Genomic DNA, 20,054 nt, shown 5'->3' with positions numbered 1-20,054 from the left:
GAAAAACAGATGTTTTTATGAACATATTGAATTTTAAGAAAAAAGTCAATTATTTATTTTTAAATACTTAAAAACCTTACTCTGCACTTATATTACAAACTAAACAAACAACTAGAACATTCCTTATTTTCTGTTTTTTATGTTGACGCTTACATAAACTTTTAGTTATCATAACCTAATAAACGTCTATTTTACGACAATTCTAAAAATAAAAACAAACAAACATACGTACAAGGAGGAACTTTATGAAAAAAGAAATACCTTTTGGAATAGCGATTATCCCTATTATCATTACCGTTGCAGTTATGATGGTTACAATTGTTGTATTAAAACAAAGCCCTCACGTTCCACTTATTATCGGTACAACCGTTGCTTCTATTGTCGCTTGGCGTTATGGTTACAAATGGAATGATCTTGAAGAAGCAATGTATAAAGGGATTCGTCTTGCATTACCTGCTATCGTTATTATTATTCTTGTCGGCTTAACAATTGGTGCTTGGATTGGCGGTGGAATCGTCGCAACGATGATTTATTACGGTTTAAAACTTTTAACTCCATCACTATTTTTAGTTTCCATTACCGTCATTTGTTCTATCGTTGCATTAGCAATTGGTAGCTCTTGGTCCACAATGGGAACAATTGGTGTTGCTGGAATGGGAATTGGCCTAAGTATGGGAATCCCAGCTCCAATGGTTGCTGGTGCCATTATTTCAGGCTCTTATTTTGGCGATAAAATGTCACCGCTTTCAGATACAACTAACTTAGCCGCAGGATTAACAAATACAGATTTATTCGCACACATTCGTCATATGTTATTTACTACAGTTCCAGGTTTAATTATTACTCTTATCGTCTACGCTCTCTTAGGAAGAAGCTTCGGCGCTAACAATATTGATGCGAAGAGCATCGATCAAACGTTACAAGTATTGCAACAAAACTTTGTTATCTCGCCTTTCCTACTCATTATACCCGTAGTCGTTATGGTATTGGTCGCTAAAAAAGTCCCTGCTATACCAGCGATTCTCGTCGGTATTATTTTAGGATTCTTATCACAAGTCTTTATTCAAGGTGGTTCTGTCTCAGCATCTGTCGGTGCACTCCAAGCTGGATTTGTTATAGAAACTGGAAACAAGCTAGTAGACGAACTATTTAACCGCGGTGGCTTAGACTCGATGATGAATACAGTCTCTATGACAATTGTCGCTATGACTTTTGGAGGAGTATTAGAACATACAGGTATTCTTCGCTCAATTGTAAATCAAATTTTAAAGTTAGCGACATCAGCAAAAGGGCTTATCGCTTCTACTATCGCATCTTGTTTTGCAACAAACCTTACTTGCTCTGAACAATATATTTCAATTGTTGTCCCTTCAAGAATGTACGCAAATGCCTACACGGAAAAAGGACTACATTCAAAAAACTTATCCAGAGCATTAGAAGATGGCGGAACATTAACTTCTGTCTTCGTTCCTTGGAATACGTGCGGTGTATTTATTCTCGCTACACTTGGTGTAGGTGCATTTGAATATGCCCCTTATGCTATTTTGAATTTCATCGTACCTATTATCTCAATCATTTATGGTATAACAGGTTTCACAATTGTAAAACTATCAGACATTGAAAAAGCAGAACTGCTAAAGAAACAAAAAGCTCAACTAGAAGCTTAAAAATAGCGGTAAATTCAGTTCATATAGTGCGCGAGGTCGCCCTTGTTGATAGGGCATTTCCTCGCCGCAAATATGAGCATACCCGTAATCAACTAATTTCTTTAACAACCTTTCTGTCGATCTTCGGGTCACTTGTAAGTACTCAGAAAGATCAGCTGCTGTAAACTTCAATGACGGATGCGATTGACTAAATTGAATGATTTTTGACAAGTTGGCCGGACTAAGCTTCGTTTCCTTCGCTATTTTCATTAGTTCCGGATTATCATTTTTCAAACTTTGTACTCTCTGTTCTTTCGGGAACGGACCAAACAAATCTTTATCACTTGTTAGTATATAAAAACAACGATCTATTGGATTATTCTTTGCAAAACTTTGAGCAATTTTTGCATTTTGCTCCGCTTCTTTCACGGTTTTCCCATAACCAAATCCAATAGCTATCGTTCCTTCTACGCTCGCAAACAAGTTATCTATCGCATTTGTTTTAATAATTGATTCGATATCACCACGAGTTGTATACAAAATGCATGTCATTTCATCCACTTGTTTAAATGAACCACGTAGTTCTTTTGAAATGACATCTAGTTTTTCAAGCAAACTCGTTCTTAATTCTAAAGAAGAAATAATACAAGCACCAACAGTAGCTGAATAGCTTTTTGCTAACTCAGCTTTTATTTTCGCATCTTTTAGCCCATGTATAATGGACTGTGTTGGATCAATCATACGCTCTGAAGGAACACCTATTTTTTGAAGCTCATCGTAAACAGCGTGAATACTAGTTAAAGCTAAATGAGCCTCTCCAGATTGATATTTAGCTACATGAAAAGCAATAACTCTATTTATCTCATCTTTACTCCACAGCATATTTTCATAATCCAACACTTGCGGACTTTCTTTTATACCGATATCATGGAACACATTTGTAATAAACGAGCGGTCTACTAAATCGATGGAAATGTTATGTGGTTGAATACTTTGATGATACATGATAGAAAGAATTGAAGATGCGACAGTTGTCTCGTCTTGCTGTAAGTATGTACTTGGAATTCGTAATTGTTCTCTTATTTCTTTTGCCATATAATAAGGTAAAGCACCTGAGAAAAAGATGACATCACAAGGCTTTAGACACTTTAATAGTTCAGAAGATTCCGCCGGATGAAGGTAAATATATGGATCAATTTCTATTCCCTCTAATTTTTGAGCAATAGGAAAAAGGTTCTCCATAAACTCCTTTGAACCGACAACTGCAATTTTTATCATCATTTTCTCTAACTCCTTATCATTAATTAACGACTATTTAACGTCAACTATATCAAATGTACAAAACTATTGTAAACAGGAAGGGGTTTCTATTCAATGAAAATTAAAGCTATTCATCTTTACGCAATTCGTTTACCGCTTCGCAATCCGTTTGTTATTAGTTATGGCTCTTATTCTGATATGCCCTCTATTATCGTCAAAATGGAAACAGATGAAGGTATTATCGGTTACGGTGAAGGCGTTGCTGATGATCACGTCACAGGTGAATCATGGGAAAGTACTTTCCATACTTTAAAACATACGCTAACTCCTGCTCTAATCGGGCAAAATCCAATGAATATCGAAAAAATACACGACATGATGGACAATACAATTTACGGTGTTCCAACAGCGAAAGCCGCAATTGATATTGCTTGTTTTGATATAATGGGCAAAAAACTAAATCAACCTGTATATCAATTAATTGGCGGGCGCTACCATGAAGAATTCCCTGTCACTCACGTTTTAAGTATTGCCGATCCAGAAAACATGGCTGAAGAAGCTGCTTCTATGATTCAAAAAGGTTACCAATCTTTCAAAATGAAAGTTGGTACAAATGTAAAAGAAGATGTAAAACGTATTGAAGCTGTACGAGAACGTGTAGGAAATGATATCGCCATTCGCGTTGATGTAAACCAAGGCTGGAAAAATAGCGCAAACACATTAACTGCACTTCGTTCATTAGGACATTTAAACATCGATTGGATTGAACAACCTGTTATCGCGGACGATATTGATGCCATGGCTCATATTCGTTCTAAAACAGACCTCCCGCTTATGATTGATGAAGGATTAAAAAGTTCTCGTGAAATGCGCCAAATTATTAAATTAGAAGCTGCTGATAAAGTGAATATAAAATTAATGAAATGCGGCGGCATATATCCAGCTGTAAAGCTCGCTCATCAAGCTGAAATGGCAGGCATTGAATGCCAAGTGGGATCAATGGTCGAATCATCTGTTGCCTCTTCCGCAGGATTCCATGTCGCTTTCTCAAAAAAAATCATTACGAGCGTAGAGCTAACAGGACCATTAAAATTCACGAAAGACATTGGAAACTTACATTACGATGTACCATTCATTCGCTTAAACGAAAAGCCAGGACTCGGCATTGAAATAAACGAAGATACACTACAAGAACTAACCGTCTTTCAAGACGTTGTACGCTAAAGGAGGACTATCATATGACGGCTCTATACGAAGGAACATTAAAACAAAATAACGAATCATTTCACGTTACATTACTATCACTAGAGCACATCGAACAAATTTTATCACTACAAAACATTGTAGTTGAAGCACTAGAAGATAAAAGTCGTTTACAACCACTCTCACAAGAAGAATTTCAATACATTCTAGAAGGAAACGGCATGATGATCGGTGCTTTTATTGAAAAGAAACTCATCGCATTTCGCGCTCTACTCGTCCCGCCTATCGATGATGAACATTTAGGGCTTGATATTGGTTTGCCAGAAAGTGAACTACACCGCGTCATCTATCAAGAAATCTCAAACGTTCATCCGAACTGCCGAGGAAATGGTATGCAAAAAATATTAGCAAACGTCATCATGGACGAATTGCAAAAAGAAGATAGCAAATATGATTATGTATGCTGCACCGTTGCTCCTTTTAACATCCCGAGTTTGAAGGATAAATTTGCGCAAGGGATGGAGATTGCTGCGCTGAAAGAGAAGTATGGTGGTAGTCTGCGGTATGTTCTTGTGAAGAAATTGCGCGGAGATAAAGAAAGAGATTGGACGAATGTTCAAATTATTCTAATGAATGATGCTAATGGACAGCAGGCTTTGCTTTCGGAGGGGTATCGTGGGTATGAGATGGAGAAAGTGGATGGAGATTTTGTTGTGAAGTTTGGACGATAATCTATATACTCGAAAAAAGGAGATGTCCCTTGTGACATCTCCTCTTTTCGATTTGTTGAACAATCCTGTAGTAAATGAAATTATATCAACGATTTTTCGAATATATCTATCATAACTTACAATATATCAACGATTTTTAAAATATATCTATCAAAACTCACAATATATCAACGATTCGACAAGAAATATCGATTTACAGACAAAAATCGATATCCCTTCCTAAACCGTCATCTTCCAACTAGATAAAGCTAACCAGTTCTCCATTTCTTTATAATCAGGCATTATCTTCCCGACAAGACGCCAAAAAGAGCGATCATGATTTAAATGAACCATATGACACATTTCATGAACGACTACATAGTCAATTACTCGCTGTGGTGCCATTGCTAGCTTCCAATTGAATGTTAGTTGTAAATTCGAATCGCAAGTACCCCAAGTACGACTACTATCTGTAATACGAATAGAACGTGGTTTTGTCTTAAAGTTACTTTGATGCACTTTAATGCTCTTCTCTACTAAAGTTTTACACTGCTTATAATAAAATCGTTTTAAAGCTTGTTGTATTTTCTCATCCTTAAGCTCTTTCACATAAATATGTAACTTATCCCCTTCAAAAATCGCATTGTCTTGCTCAATGCTTACATCTTGGGAAATCTGTATCGGATACGTACTCCCTAAATACAAAAAGCCTTCTCCTTGATCGTAATCCTTTTCCTGTGGTCCACGCGCTCGCTCAGCCATCTCCTTACGGGTTGTCTGAATCCAATCCCACTTTTCCTCTAGCAACTGGACTAAGTATTCAACAGGTGTCCCTTTCGGAGCCTGCACTTCCACATTTCCATACGAATCCACAAAAAGACGCACGGACTTTTTCTTCTTATAAGTTATATGAAAATTAATTGTCTCGCCTAAATATGTATGTACCATTTCATCACCTAGCATAGTATTTTTACAAATAAAAAAGAGTAGGATACGAACGTCCTACTCTACCTATTATATCATTTACTGCTTTAACGAACTCATTATCCTCTATACTTTACACCTAATCCCTTAATGAAATTCCTTGCGTATCTATCGCCGCACTCTTTGTAATTTTTATGACCTTTTTTTCTTAATAGAGCGCCTAACTCTCCTTTTGTTACCGTAACGCCCACGCTATCTAATATATCAAGTACGTCCTCACTCGTTAAAGATAGTGCGATTTTCATTTTCTTTAGAAGAAGGTTATTGGCACTCTCCTTGCTCTGTACAGGTGCAGGCTGCCCTGGTTTCGGATCTTGCTTTCCTCTTTTTAAAGTAATAAATCCATTTAAAAATGCCTCTAACATCATCATATCGCATGTTTTTACGTACTCATCTTCAGCTACCTCATCATTTTCAGCTTCATGCTGAGGAGCCCTCTTTATTTTTGTAAGCATATCAACTACGTCTTCTTTCGTTACTTCCATCCCGCCAAGTTTAAAGATTTCCACCATATCTATATCTCTTATGTCTAAAGCGTATCGTACTCTTTTTAATATATCGTTGTTGCTCATTGCCATTGTTTTGCCTCCTGAAATGTTGATTATTTATTCAGCAGTTAAAGTTTATCCTATAACGTGCTTTAAATTATCATGTTTAATCTAACCTTTTAGTTATTATCCGCTAAATTAATACTTTAACATTTTAAAGATATGTTTTATAGTCTTACCCGAATTTTTCTCTATCATTGTATCTACAGAGCTCTTACGTGTTTTTTATATGCCTTTAAAAAGATTTCTCTCTTAACATTAACTAAAAGAAAAGAACAGTGCTTTGATTTCTCAAATACACTGTTCTTTTCCAGCTCTACGCTTATTTTCAACTCACTCATGTCATACACTACATATGAAATGATTTAACTGCTTAAAAGTTAAACCGTCTCACTATCCTGAGCCACACCAACACTATCCTCAAACTTATCCAACAAAGCACGCACCTCATCCGTTGACTTCGTGCTCATCAATTGATTTCTCAATTCAGCAGCTCCAGGGAAGCCTTTTACATAAATTTTGAAGAAGCGGTGAAGCCCTGTGATTGAGCGTGGCAGTACTTCTGCATATTGATCTTGTAAATCCAGCTGTAGTCTTAAAAGATCTAGATGTTCTTTACTGCTATGCTCTCTTGGCTCTTTTTCAAAAGCAAATGGATTTTTGAAGATGCCTCGTCCGATCATTACGCCATCAATGCCGTATTTTTCAGCAAGTTCCAGCCCCATTTTACGATCAAGGATGTCTCCATTGATTGTTATTAACGTATTTGGCGCAATACGGTCACGTAATTTTTTTATTTCCGGAATTAGTTCCCAGTGCGCATCTACTTGGCTCATTTCCTCTCTTGTACGTAAGTGAATAGAAAGGTTCGCAATATCTTGTTTGAAAATGTGCGTTAACCAATCTTCCCACTCGCTTAACTCTTTAAAGCCAAGTCTTGTTTTTACGCTGACAGGTAGTCCACCCGCTTTTGCTGCTTGGATAAGTTCTGCTGCAACGTCTGGACGTAGAATAAGGCCACTACCTTTTCCTCTTGATGCAACGTTCGGAACTGGGCAACCCATGTTAATATCGATACCTTTAAATCCTAGCTCTGCCATACCGATACTCATTTGACGGAAGTATTCAGGATTATCTCCCCAAATATGTGCTACCATCGGTTGTTCGTCTTCTGTAAAAATTAAACGGCCACGTACACTTTTCATACCTTCTGGATGACAATAGCTATCCGAGTTTGTAAACTCTGTGAAGAATACGTCCGGACGACCTGCTTCACTTACTACGTGACGGAAAACAACGTCTGTCACATCTTCCATTGGTGCAAGTACGAAAAATGGTCGTGGTAATTCACGCCAAAAATTATCTATCATTTCAAATTCAAATCCTCTCACTATGAATACAATTTCAAAATCTCAATTTATAATTTGTGAAAATCAGCAATATTTATTTTAACTAAAATCGCTTATGAATGGTATTTTTGTAAACCAAAAAGCAGGTGGTATAGATTTTTCCTATATCAACTGCTTTCCTATTATACTAACTTAAGCCAAGCCACACACTCCACATGAGTCGTATGCGGGAACATATCAACAGGTTGTACTTCCTGTGTTTTATATCCGCCTTCTTCTAGTACTTTTAAATCACGTGCTAATGTTGCTGGGTTACACGATACGTATACGACGCGGTTTGGCTTCATGTCGATGATTGTGTTTAGTAATGCTTCGTCACAGCCTTTACGCGGTGGGTCTACGACCATTGTGTCGGCGATTACGCCTTCTTTGTACCATTTTGGAATGACTACTTCTGCTTCTCCTACGCCAAATTCAGCGTTTGTCATGTTGTTTAGTGCTGCGTTTCGGTTTGCGTCTTCGATTGCTTCTGGGACGATTTCAACGCCGTACACTTTTTTCGCTTTTTGCGCTAGGAATAACGAGATTGATCCGATTCCGCAATAGGCATCGATTACTGTTTCGTTACCATTTAATTTTGCGTATTCTAACGTTTTATCGTATAGCACTTTCGTTTGTTCTGGGTTTACTTGATAGAATGAACGTGCTGAAATCGCAAATTTAATGTCACCGATAAAGTCATAAATATATTCTGATCCGTACAGTACTGTCGTTTTGTCTCCGAAAATTACATTCGTACGCTTCGTATTTACGTTTTGAACAATTGATTTTACTTCTGGGAATTTCGCTGCAATTTCTTCAATGATTGCTTTTTTGTTCGGCAATTCTGCTGTACGTGTAATGAAGACAAGCATAATTTCCCCTGTTACTTGTCCGTAACGAGCCATTACGTGACGAAGTGTTCCTTTGTTACGCTCTTCGTTGTACGCAGTGATACCGTGCTTTTCACAAATACGTTTTACTTCTTGGATTAATGTATCGTTTTCTTCTGCCTGAATTAAGCATGATTCCATATTAATGATGTCATGCGTTCCTTGGCGATAGAAACCAGCTACAAGCCCACCTTCACGTTCTCCGATTGGTACTTGTGCTTTATTGCGGTATACCCACGGGTTCTTCATGCCAAGTACAGGATGAACAGGAACATCACCTAGTCCTCCAATACGTTGCATAACGTCACGTACTTGTTTTTCTTTCGCTTGTAATTGTCCTTCATAAGTTAAGTGCTGAAGCTGACAACCGCCGCACTGATTATATACTGGACATTCAGCATCTTTACGATATGGACTTTCTGTATGAAGCTTCATTAAACGACCAAATGCAAAGTTTTTCTTCACTTTAATAATTTTAATTTGCGCTTCTTCACCTGGTAATCCGTTTTTAACGAAAATAGGATAGCCCTTTACTTTCGCAACACCGGCACCATCATGTGTTAAATCTTCAAATACTACATCTATAAACTCGTTTTTCTCAACTGGTGGCGTCATTTTAGTACTCATTTTCCGACCTCTCTTTTTCATAACACTGCGTTACATTTTATCATACTTATATGGTCTTTTTCTATTGGAAGAAAAAAAGCTATTGACGATACTTCTCTGTTAATGTTACGCTACTACTAATTTAATACGGACGATGTTACCTCATATATACTTGATAATATGGATCGAGAGTTTCTACCCGGCAACCTTAAATTGCTGGACTATGGGGAAAACTAATGAATATTAGCCTATGCGCAAAAAAGGACTCATATTGATTAGCTTTCTCTCATAGATGAAAGTGAATCCATATGGGTCTTTTTTTATTTTTATTTTTCTAAAAGGTCAGACATCTTACGTATGACATAAAACCTCGTTCTTTTATTTTTAGTAATATAACGAGCGTTTTATGTACAAACTTTATACGAACTTCTGAAAGGGGCAACTACATGCAATATGTAATGAGCATTATCGGTATTCTTGCCGTGTTAGGTTTATGTTTTGCTTTGTCAAACAACAAAAGTAAAATCAACTTCCGTGCAATTGCAATTATGATTGGTTTCCAAATTTTAATCGGTTGGTTTATGTTTGCTACAAAGGTTGGTCAACAAATCATTATTTTCATTAGTAAAGTTTTCAACAAACTAATTAAACTTGGTACGACAGGTGTCGATTTTCTCTTTAATGGAATTCACAGAGATTTTGTCTTTTTCTTAAACGTATTATTAATTATCGTATTTTTCTCAGCACTACTTTCAATCTTTAGTTATTTAGGTGTTTTACCATTCATCGTTCGCGTTGTCGGCGGTGCTATTTCAAAAATTACTGGTTTACCACGCGTTGAATCATTCCACGCAGTAAACTCTGTATTCTTCGGTTCAAGTGAAGCGTTAATCGTTATTAAAAACGATTTACAGCATTTCAATAAGAATCGTATGTTTATCATTTGTTGTTCTGCGATGAGCTCCGTTTCTGCTTCTGTTACAGCATCATACGTAATGATGTTAGATGCAAAATACGTACTAGCAGCTCTTCCGCTAAACTTATTCTCAAGCTTAATCGTTTGTTCGTTATTAACACCAGTTGATACGAAAAAAGAAGATGAAGTGATTCAAAAATTTGATAGAACTCTATTCGGAGACAGCTTTATCGGCGCAATGATTAACGGTGCGCTTGATGGTTTAAAAGTAGCTGGTATCGTTGCCGCATTAATGATCGCCTTTATCGGTGTAATGGAAGTTGTAAACTACGTAATTAGTGCAGCTTCAGGCGCAATGGGACATGCTGTTACTTTACAACAAATCTTCGGTTATATACTTTCTCCATTCGCATTCTTAATGGGTATTCCAACTCAAGATATTATCCCAGCCGGTGGTATTATGGGTACAAAGATTGTTTTAAATGAGTTTGTAGCAATCCTTGATTTAAAAGACACAGCTACAACATTAGCTCCACGTACAGTTGGAATCGTTACAGTATTCTTAATTAGCTTCGCAAGTATTAGCCAAATTGGTGCAATCGTTGGTACAATCCGTGCCCTTTCTGAAAAACAAGGAAGCGTTGTTTCTAAATTTGGTTGGAAAATGCTATTTGCATCAACACTTGCTTCTATTTTATCTGCGACAATCGCTGGATTGTTTATTTAATAAAAAATCACTTTACTTTAACGAGTAAGGTGATTTTTTTGATTCTTTATGAAATCGAACGGAATTCGACTACTTCCTCGTTACTAATAAGTTTTCCTTCGTGTATGCCTTTTACTGAAATAACCATAACAGATTTATCTTCTCCTTCAAGCTTTCCTAAAGAGAATAAATAGATTAAATTTTCCTTTTGTAACATCCATTGTTTGCCATTTACTCGACCTAATATTCTTTTTTCTGAAGATGGCTTTATTTCTCCAACATACTGACATTCTCCAAAAGAAGTTTTTATTATATTCTTCTCTGTATCAATTACCAGATGCTGGAATAGTTCTAGATTTCTACTTGAAACAATTTCAATTTCATGGTTACTTTTTTGCTTAAATTGAAGTTTTCCATCACTTGTATTAGATAAACTACTATTCTCAACGGCGTTTCTAAAAAAGTTATATTCTTCTTCTGTAATACCAAAGTTAGGATGATACGGCTTCACCTGTTTATCTATATGCCCTGATATATAGTTTACGTACCACTCTTTATCATTCTTTACATGATCACTCATCTTTTTAGTAATAACCTCTACTTTTTTACGTGTATCACGATCCATCTCTAGTGTCATAATATCCGCCGTCACTTCCGCATTCATAAGATGCGATGGAATATACTCTTCCACACTATTCGCTTTACTCACTTCACTTTGGCAACCAACTATAAATAGTGATATGAAAAAGATATATATTATTTTTTTATATTTCATTTCTATTCTCCACTCCATACATTATTCTTACTTAGTTTTATAGCGGTTTTTATTATAGTATAAAATCTTTATATTTTAATAAAATCCATATCTGTATGCAAAATTGCATATTAATAAGTCTTCTTCTTACTTTAAAATTAGCTTAAATCATTTTCCAAATTATACAAATAACAAGTTTGAAATGTTATAATTTTCGAAAAACATTGGAGGATATTATGAAAGCCCACGCAATTTTCGATTTCTTACATTTACTAGTCTTAACGCTGAAAAGCTATTATGTATGGGGAATGCCTATCTATGTCTTCGTTATTCCTCTTATCTTTGTAGTCGGTTATATTATTATTAATTCTAATAAGAAACAAAAAAATACATCTATTCAAAGTCACTAATCTATTACCTTAATAGCCTCCTAAAAATCATATTCCCCTCATTTTCTTCAAATGATATGATGAACAAGGGTATATCCCCACCACTCTTATAGCGGTGGGGATTTTAATGTCAATATGCAACATACTACACAATAGAAGGTGATTTTCATGAGAAAATACGCAGCAATTGCTTTATGTACGTCTGCCATTCTAGCAGGCTGCAATACTAGCAATGTAAGCCAAGAACCTAAAAAAGAGAAAAAGGTTCAAGAAGTAGCTATACAAAAAGAGACTCTACAAGAACAAGGTAAAATTTCTTATACTCCCATCACACACGAATCTACAAACACAAGTATTCATATTACAGACTTAAAAGATTCTTTAAATGAAGTACAATATAAAATTTGGCGCACAGCTGATGGAAAGGAACGTGCTAAATCTTTTTCTTCTAAAGAAAAGGAGAAACAATTTACAATTCCTTTTGACATAAAAGAATTTGAAGGAAAACGCGGTGAGTTCCAAATTGAAGCAACAGGAATGAAAGAAGATGGGAAAACAATCCCGCTTACGAAATCTACTATTACTTTCGAACAAAAGGTTCCTGTTCTTATGTATCACGCAATCGATGATTATCATGGTCAAGGTATTAAAGACTTATTCGTATCACCAGCTAACTTTGAAGCACAAATGAGACATTTAAAAGACAATGGTTATACGCTTTTAACATTTGAACGCTGGGGCGATATAAATAAAGTAAATAAGCCGATTTTCGTTACATTTGATGACGGTATGAAAAATAATATGAATGCATTTCGCGTTTTACAAAAGCTAAAAGATGATACTTTTAAACCGGCAGCAACAGAATATATGATTGTTGATAACGTTGATGTAGAAGGAGCATTGTCTACTTCTGAAATAAAAGAAATGGTTGATTCCGGCATTTTCTCGGTGCAATCTCATACTGCAACACATGCAGACTTACCGAAAATTACAAACTATGAGGAAGAGTTAAAAGGTTCAAAAGAAAAACTAGAAAAAATAACAGGTAAGCCTGTTATCGCGATTGCTTATCCATTCGGTCATGTAGATGATAAGGTTGTTACAGAAACGAAGAAGTATTATCAATTTGCGACGACGACAAAGCCTGGGCAATTCATTACGAAGGGTGAACCTGATGAATTGTTAAAGATGAAGCGCGTTCGTATACACCATACAACGACTGTAGAGCAGTTTGCTTCTTCAATTAAGTAAATATAAGGGCTCAATACATTTTGAGCTCTCTTTTTACTTTATATTTATATATATTTTTAGAATTTTCTTGTATTATATATAGTAAGAAATCTTTCAAATTAAAGGAGATTATACATATGTCATTTGAACAAACGTTAGAGAAATATGCTGCTCTTGCAGTTAATGTTGGTGTTAATATTCAACCTGGACAAACTTTATCAATTAGTGCACCTCTTGAAGCTGTACAATTTGTACGCCTCGTTACAGAGAAAGCATATAAATCTGGTGCAAAACACGTATATGTGGATTGGAATGATGAGACGTTAACACGCTTAAAGTTCGATCTAGCTCCTGAAGAAGCTTTCTCTGAATTCCCTTCTTGGAAAGCACATGCTCGTGAAGAATTAGCAAAAGAAGGCGCTGCATTTATGTCTATCTATGCAGAAAACCCTGATTTATTAAAAGGTGTAGAAGCAACACGTATCGCGACAGCTCATAAAGTAGCTGGAGAAGCGATGAAAGTATACCGTGATTACGTACAAGCCGATAAAGTAAGCTGGTGTGTAATTTCTGTTCCTACGAAAGAATGGGCTGCAAAAGTATTCCCTGACGTAGCGCCAGAAGAACAAGAAGCAAAGTTATGGGATGCTATTTTCAAAGCTACTCGTGCTGATTTAGAAAATCCTGTAGAAGCATGGAAAGAACATGATGAAACATTACATACAAAAGTGGATTACTTAAACGAAAAGCATTATAAAGCTCTTCACTATACAGGTCCTGGAACAGATTTAACAATCGAACTTCCAGAAAAACATGTATGGGCTGGTGCTGGTAGCTTAAATGAAAAGAACGTACCATTTATGGCTAATATTCCAACTGAAGAAGTATTTACAATGCCACTTAAAACAGGTGTAAACGGCCAAGTTTCTAGTACAAAACCGTTAGTATTTGCAGGTAATATTATCGATAATTTCACGTTAACATTTGAAAACGGGCGTATCGTAGACTATAAAGCTGAAGCTGGTGAAGAAGCTTTAAAACATTTAGTAGAAACAGATGAAGGTTCTCACTTCTTAGGAGAAGTAGCTTTAGTACCTCATGACTCACCAATTTCAAACACAAATGTTTTATTCTACAATACACTATTTGACGAAAATGCATCTTGCCACCTTGCAATCGGAAATGCTTATGCATTTAACTTAGTTGGCGGAAAAACAATGTCTAAAGAAGAACTTGCTGAAAACGGCGCAAACGCTAGTATCACACACAACGACTTCATGATTGGATCAGCTGAGCTTGATATTGACGGTATTACTGCTGATGGCAGACATGAGCCTATCTTCCGTAAAGGTAACTGGGCGTTTTAAATTTATTACCATAAAGAAACACATTGGATAATCCAATGTGTTTCTTTATTTATTTGGTTTCAATTCAAATTTTATCGTTCTATTTTCATGCGTAAACTCCGGTCTATACGTAGCGATATACGTATTTTCTTCCGCTACGTCAAATAGCATGATATCTTGAATTTTTTCATCTGGTGCTAACTTTTTACTAATAAAGCTATCAGGGTTATTATATTCTTTAAATCTTGTACCTTTCTTATCGGTAATCTCAAATTCATAAAATGCAAAAGGTATTTCCTTTTTACTATTATTTTCTACTTTGAAAATAATCCCCAAAATCTCCTCTTTCTTTTTATTCTCATCATAATCCGGATATCCTAATTTAACTGAATCGATAGTTACTTGCAAACCATCTACGTCTACTGTCTCCCCTATTTTATACACTTTATCTTGAACATCTTCTTGTTTACTTTCATTACTATCTTTAGTCTCAGTGCAAGCACTTAAACTAAAAGCTATGCCAAAAATTAAAACAATTTGACTTACCTTTTTTAACATACTCTTTCCTCCACATAAGACAATATTTCATATGTATCATAACAAAACGCTTTACTCTTTCTTGTCATATTTTGTCGTATTAATTGCTAACTGCACAAATAGAAAAAAGCTATCTTCTACAAAAGATAGCTTTCATGATGCCGATGAAACCTTAAGCCCAATGACACCCAAAACAATAAAGAGAATACAAAATGCTTGGAATAAGCTAATATGCTCTTTAAAAAAGTACACACTAATGATTGTAATAAGTAACGTTCCAACGCCAGACCAAATGGCATAAGCAATACTTAAATGAATCTTTTTAACGACGATAGCAAACACGCTGAAACAAATTCCATAAAATACGAAAATAAGTACACTTGGAACGAGCTTTGTTAAACCATTTGATAGTTTCATTGCGATTGTTCCAGCTACTTCAAAAATAATTGTAACAAGTAATAATAGCCAATATACCATACTAGAATCTCCTTCTCTGTTACCTTTTAGAGATTCTAGTATACTACTTATAGTCCTAATGAAATATATTTAATTTCTAAATATTCCTCGATACCGAAATGGCCTCCCTCACGGCCGATACCACTTTCTTTAAATCCACCGAATGGTGCTTGTGCAACTGATGGAAGACCATCGTTTAGACCAATAATACCGTACTCTAGCGCTTCACTAATTTGGAATGCTTGGCTAATGTCTTTCGTGAAAATATACGCAGCTAAACCGTATGGTGTATTATTTGCACGTTCAATTACTTCATCAACTGTTTTAAATTTCGCAACTGGTGCCACTGGCCCAAATGTTTCTTCATTCATACAAAGCATCGTATCATTTGCCAACCCAATTACAGTCGGTTGAATGAAATGTCCCTCTAACTCTGCGACCTTTTGACCACCATATAAAACTGTTCCACCTTTTTGAATAGCATCTTCAATATGTTCTTGTACTTTTGAAACTGCATTCTCATCAATAAGTGGCCCGACAGTCGTTCCGTCACCGAAACCGTCTCCTACTTTCAACTGCCCTACTGCCTTTTGGAACTTCTCTACAAATACTTCGTATACTTCTTCTTGAACGAATACTCGGTTTGTACATATACACGTTTGTCCTGCATTACGGAATTTCGAACCAATCACCGCTTCTACTGCTTTATCTAAATCTGCATCATTCATTACGATAAACGGAGCGTGTCCCCCTAACTCAAGCGAAACTTTTTTCATCGTTTGCGCCGCACTAGCCATTAACTCTTTCCCGATTTCCGTTGACCCTGTAAAGGACACTTTTCGAACGCGACCATCTTCCATCCATGTATCAGCAATTGCTTTTGCACTACCTGTTACGATATTGATTACGCCCTTTGGAATATCTGCTTCATGGGCTAATTCAGCTAATTTCAATGCAGTTAATGGCGTTTGACTTGCTGGTTTCACAACGGCTGTACAGCCTGCTGCAAGCGCTGGGGCTACCTTTCTCGTAATCATAGCAGCTGGGAAGTTCCAAGGTGTAATAGCTGCCATAACGCCAACTGGTTGCTTCATAACTAAAATGCGCTTATTCGGATGAGAAGCAGGAATCATTTCACCGTATACGCGTTTCCCCTCTTCTGCATACCATTCAACAAAACTGTTTGCATAATTTACTTCACCAAGCGCTTCTGCAAACGGCTTTCCTTGTTCCTTCGTCATAATCGCTGCGATCTCTTCTTTATTTTCATCAATAAGCGTAAACCACTTTTTTAACTTCGTGGCACGATCTGCTGCCGTTAACTTAGACCACGTTTTAAAAGCTTCATGCGCAGCATCAACAGCTTGCTTTGCCTCTGTTACTCCGCCTTTTGGTACAGTTGCAAATATTTCCTTCGTCGCAGGATTATTTACTTCAATTTGTTCTTGTAGTGTAATCCACTCACCATTTATATACATCGCCTTTTTATCTATACTTACGAAAGTCGCCTTTTTATCCAATGTTTTCTTCCTCCTCTATGAACTTCTTAATTTTCCTAGTAGCAGCAGATTGACTAATTTGCAAAAACTCAGCCACTTTATAACTTGATCCATACGTTTTATACGCTTTAAGAATAATATTTCTCTCTACCTCTTCCAGCATTTTATAAAGGCTTTGCCCCGATTGTTCAACTGCAGCCTCTTGCATAGAGAGTGGCAAATCCTCTACCGTTACAACATCATCGACAGTAATAACAATTCTCTCAATTACATTCTCTATCTCTCTATTATTTCCTTCCCACGGATATCCGACAAACATTTGTAATGTACCCGGTGCTAGTTTCACATCACGTCCGTACTTTTTATTAAAGTGCTGCAAGTAATGATAAATAAGCGGTAAAATATCTTCTGTTCTTTCCCTAAGCGGGGGAATTGCAATTGGAATGACATTCAGACGATAGTATAAATCTTTTCGAAATGTTCCTTGTTTCACCATCTCGCTTAAATCTCTATTTGTTGCCGCCACAATTCGAACATCTACTTTTTTTAATTCTCTTCCGCCTATAGGACGAAATGTTTTTTCTTGCAATACTTGCAAAAGCTTCGCTTGAATTTCAATCGGCATTTCACCGATTTCATCTAAAAAAAGAGTTCCTTTATGCGCGGATTCTAATAGTCCCTTTTTCCCTTCACGATTCGCACCTGTAAAAGATCCACCTGAATATCCAAAGAGCTCCGATTCAATTAAATTAGTTGGCAATGCCGCACAATTAATTTCATAGAAACTTTCATTCTTACGGTGACTCACTTCATGTAAATGGCGTACTAATCGGCTTTTTCCTACTCCAGTCTCGCCTAAAACGAGAACAGTACTATCCACTACAGATACTTTTTTGATTGTATCGACTATTTTTTGCATAGCTAGACTTTTAAAAATAAGTCCTTCATGCTCATATGTTTCTCTTAATTCTTTTTTATATGTTTTTAGCTGATTATCCATTTCCTCTACCTTTTGACGTAATTGATAGAGTTCAGTAAGGTCGCGAGAATAACTAATCACTCTTCTTAAATTTCCCTCATCATCAAAAACAGGCCTTGTACGAACGTGTAAATACTCTCCTGATTTTGTAGTTTGAACGAGTTCAATTGGCCTTTTTTTTTCAATCACTTCTAATGTCGCTGATGGATAAAAGATTCCATCCTTTTGTAGTTCTTTTACATGCTTACCAACTAACTCTTCTGCAGCTAGTTGGTAGTGCCTTTCACATGTACTATTTACACGCACAACGATCCCTTGCTCATCTGTAACAAAAATTTCGTCAAACGCATATTCAAATACATCTTTTAAATCCATTAACACTCGTTCCTTTTCTGCAACCATCCTAGCCACCCCTAACTTCAAATCCATCGATCCACTTCACTACCTTTATTATAAAGTGAATTTTCTGCATTTAATATAGAGTCAGCTAGAATGTTTGCTATTTATACTTCAGTTTTTAAACGCGAGCGATGTTCGTTTGCTCATAACAAGCTTGCAATGATTCTTCAATTATTGTTAAACCTTCTTCAAGTTGCTCATCTGTAATAACTAAAGGCATTAACACACGGATAACATTTCCATACGTTCCTGCTGATAATAAAAGTAACCCACGCTTATTTGCTTCTGCACATAGATTAGCCGTTAACGTTTTGTCAGGTGCTTTCGTCTTACGATCTTGAACGACCTCAAATGCACACATTGCTCCTAACCCACGCACATCACCGATGCAATGATATTTATTTTTCATCTCTTCGAATCGGTTCATTACGACTTTTCCTAATTCTATTGCTCTATCATTTAATTTCTCATTTTCTATTACATCGAGAACAGCTAATGCAGCTGCACATCCTAATGGACTTCCTGCATACGTTCCACCAAGTTCACCTGGTGCAGATTCATTCATAATTTCTTTACGTCCAATGACACCACTTATCGGTACACCAGCCCCTAATGATTTAGACACTGTAATTAAATCTGGAACGACATCATAGTGATCAATTGCAAAATATTTTCCTGTACGACTAAAGCCTGTTTGTATTTCATCCGCTACAAATAAGATGCCGTTCTCTGAACAAATGCGGCGTACTTCTTGAACAAATTTCTTACTTGGGACGATAAATCCACCTTCCCCTTGAACAGGTTCCATTACAACAGCTGCAATTGTTTCTGGTGCTACTTCCGATATGAAGAAGTTCTTAAACTCTTCAATAATAAAATCATCATACTGCTCTTCCGTTAATCCCTCTGGGCGACGGTATTCGTATGGAAATGGCGCTTTATATACTTCTGGAGCAAAGGGACCAAACCCAAATTTATATGGCTTCACTTTACTTGTCATCGTCATTGTCATTAATGTACGACCGTGGAAACCTTTAGAAAATGCGATAATACCAGGTCTCTTCGTATATTTACGAGCGATTTTCACCGCGTTCTCAACTGCTTCTGCACCACTATTTAAAAATAGGACTTGCTTATCGAAACTTCCTGGTGCCAATGCCGCAAGCTTTTCTGCTAATTCAATATATGGCTCATACATCATGACATTAAATCCAGTATGAATGTATTGATCAACTTGTTTATGGAGCGCTTCTTTAACCGTTGGATGACAATGCCCTACGTTAATTGTCCCGATTGCTCCTGCAAAATCAATGTACTGATTGCCATCAACATCTGTTACAAGAGCACCATTTGCAGATTGTACAAACGTTGGGATGCCGTTACTTACTCCTTTTGGTACTATATTTTGACGGCGTTCTAATAAAGATGCCGCTTTCGGTCCTGGAATTTGTTCATTTACTTTAGCAAATTTTTTTGTGTTCATTGCGTACCCCATCCTTTTCTTTACATTGTTTTCTCTTCTTATTGCAAAATATATGCCAACTTTCTTTTCTAGCATTTATCCTATATTCTTTGTATCCAGGCATAAAAAATAAGTCTATAAAG

18 protein-coding genes and 1 riboswitch are annotated in these 20,054 nt (G+C 36.4%); of the genes, 7 read left to right on the top strand and 11 right to left on the bottom strand.

Annotated elements, in window-relative coordinates; genetic code table 11:
* Positions 1-245: 245 nt before the first annotated feature.
* Positions 246-1,667 (top strand): Na+/H+ antiporter NhaC, encoded by a 1,422-nt coding sequence (gene nhaC, locus N2V79_RS01905; protein WP_064532137.1) that lies wholly within the window; start codon positions 246-248, stop codon positions 1,665-1,667.
* Here the strand turns inward: nhaC and N2V79_RS01900 are convergent.
* On the bottom strand, positions 1,656-2,927 hold the full coding sequence (locus N2V79_RS01900) for a hypothetical protein (protein WP_064532135.1): 1,272 nt from the start codon (positions 2,925-2,927) through the stop codon (positions 1,656-1,658). The two genes, nhaC and N2V79_RS01900, sit on opposite strands and share 12 nt — an antisense overlap.
* Before the next feature lie 93 nt (positions 2,928-3,020).
* On the opposite strand from N2V79_RS01900, the gene N2V79_RS01895 reads away from it, so the two are divergent.
* Both N2V79_RS01895 and N2V79_RS01890 read left to right on the top strand, forming a co-directional pair.
* The gene (locus tag N2V79_RS01895; protein WP_064532133.1) at positions 3,021-4,130 is read left to right on the top strand and encodes a mandelate racemase/muconate lactonizing enzyme family protein; all 1,110 of its coding nucleotides are present in this window, start codon (positions 3,021-3,023) and stop codon (positions 4,128-4,130) included.
* 14 nt (positions 4,131-4,144) lie between these two features.
* On the top strand, positions 4,145-4,840 hold the full coding sequence (locus N2V79_RS01890; RefSeq protein ID WP_340719536.1) for a GNAT family N-acetyltransferase: 696 nt from the start codon (positions 4,145-4,147) through the stop codon (positions 4,838-4,840).
* Between the two features lie 219 nt (positions 4,841-5,059).
* Here the strand turns inward: N2V79_RS01890 and N2V79_RS01885 are convergent, their stop codons facing one another.
* From N2V79_RS01885 to rlmD, 4 genes are all read right to left on the bottom strand, one after another.
* Entirely contained in the window at positions 5,060-5,767 is a 708-nt protein-coding gene (locus tag N2V79_RS01885; protein WP_053565384.1) for a M48 family metallopeptidase, read from the bottom strand.
* Positions 5,768-5,862: 95 nt separating this feature from the next.
* Positions 5,863-6,381, bottom strand: coding sequence for a YehS family protein (locus tag N2V79_RS01880; protein ID WP_053565385.1), 519 nt, complete (start codon positions 6,379-6,381; stop codon positions 5,863-5,865).
* A 350-nt stretch (positions 6,382-6,731) separates the two neighbouring features.
* Positions 6,732-7,721, bottom strand: coding sequence for a tRNA dihydrouridine synthase (locus N2V79_RS01875; protein ID WP_000566708.1), 990 nt, complete (start codon positions 7,719-7,721; stop codon positions 6,732-6,734).
* A 161-nt stretch (positions 7,722-7,882) separates the two neighbouring features.
* On the bottom strand, positions 7,883-9,259 hold the full coding sequence (rlmD, locus tag N2V79_RS01870) for a 23S rRNA (uracil(1939)-C(5))-methyltransferase RlmD (protein WP_000105032.1): 1,377 nt from the start codon (positions 9,257-9,259) through the stop codon (positions 7,883-7,885).
* Positions 9,260-9,380: 121 nt separating this feature from the next.
* Positions 9,381-9,482: riboswitch (purine riboswitch) on the top strand.
* Between the two features lie 202 nt (positions 9,483-9,684).
* On the opposite strand from rlmD, the gene N2V79_RS01865 reads away from it, so the two are divergent.
* A complete protein-coding gene (locus tag N2V79_RS01865; protein ID WP_016083714.1) occupies positions 9,685-10,881 on the top strand; it encodes a NupC/NupG family nucleoside CNT transporter in 1,197 nt (398 codons plus the stop codon).
* Between the two features lie 46 nt (positions 10,882-10,927).
* On the opposite strand, the gene N2V79_RS01860 is transcribed toward N2V79_RS01865, so the two are convergent.
* Complete coding sequence (locus N2V79_RS01860) at positions 10,928-11,635, bottom strand: hypothetical protein (protein ID WP_000875605.1); 708 nt, start codon at positions 11,633-11,635, stop codon at positions 10,928-10,930.
* Between the two features lie 215 nt (positions 11,636-11,850).
* Here N2V79_RS01860 and N2V79_RS01855 point away from each other — a divergent pair, with 215 nt between their 5' ends.
* From N2V79_RS01855 to N2V79_RS01845, 3 genes are all read left to right on the top strand, one after another.
* On the top strand, positions 11,851-12,024 hold the full coding sequence (locus N2V79_RS01855) for a hypothetical protein (protein WP_000643594.1): 174 nt from the start codon (positions 11,851-11,853) through the stop codon (positions 12,022-12,024).
* A gap of 147 nt (positions 12,025-12,171) precedes the next feature.
* The gene (locus N2V79_RS01850; protein ID WP_064532121.1) at positions 12,172-13,254 is read left to right on the top strand and encodes a polysaccharide deacetylase family protein; all 1,083 of its coding nucleotides are present in this window, start codon (positions 12,172-12,174) and stop codon (positions 13,252-13,254) included.
* Positions 13,255-13,370: 116 nt separating this feature from the next.
* On the top strand, positions 13,371-14,600 hold the full coding sequence (locus N2V79_RS01845; RefSeq protein ID WP_000007372.1) for an aminopeptidase: 1,230 nt from the start codon (positions 13,371-13,373) through the stop codon (positions 14,598-14,600).
* Positions 14,601-14,645: 45 nt separating this feature from the next.
* Here the strand turns inward: N2V79_RS01845 and N2V79_RS01840 are convergent, their stop codons facing one another.
* The 5 genes from N2V79_RS01840 to gabT all read right to left on the bottom strand — a co-directional run bounded on the left by N2V79_RS01840 (position 14,646) and on the right by gabT (position 19,932).
* Positions 14,646-15,137, bottom strand: a complete 492-nt coding sequence (locus N2V79_RS01840) for a DUF4352 domain-containing protein (RefSeq protein WP_064532119.1) — start codon at positions 15,135-15,137, stop codon at positions 14,646-14,648.
* Between the two features lie 132 nt (positions 15,138-15,269).
* Positions 15,270-15,593, bottom strand: coding sequence for a DMT family transporter (locus N2V79_RS01835; protein WP_000263262.1), 324 nt, complete (start codon positions 15,591-15,593; stop codon positions 15,270-15,272).
* A gap of 47 nt (positions 15,594-15,640) precedes the next feature.
* Positions 15,641-17,092, bottom strand: coding sequence for an NADP-dependent succinate-semialdehyde dehydrogenase (gabD, locus tag N2V79_RS01830; protein ID WP_000358137.1), 1,452 nt, complete (start codon positions 17,090-17,092; stop codon positions 15,641-15,643).
* On the bottom strand, positions 17,085-18,452 hold the full coding sequence (locus N2V79_RS01825; protein WP_053565389.1) for a sigma-54 interaction domain-containing protein: 1,368 nt from the start codon (positions 18,450-18,452) through the stop codon (positions 17,085-17,087). The genes gabD and N2V79_RS01825 overlap by 8 nt, the downstream gene beginning before the upstream one ends.
* Positions 18,453-18,567: 115 nt before the next feature.
* Complete coding sequence (gabT, locus tag N2V79_RS01820; protein ID WP_001093019.1) at positions 18,568-19,932, bottom strand: 4-aminobutyrate--2-oxoglutarate transaminase; 1,365 nt, start codon at positions 19,930-19,932, stop codon at positions 18,568-18,570.
* Positions 19,933-20,054: the final 122 nt, after the last annotated feature.

Origin of the sequence: Bacillus sp. CH_70, from assembly GCF_038007045.1 — a bacterium.
Taxonomy (GTDB): domain Bacteria; phylum Bacillota; class Bacilli; order Bacillales; family Bacillaceae_G; genus Bacillus_A; species Bacillus_A cereus.
This window is presented reverse-complemented; position numbering and strand designations above follow the sequence as displayed.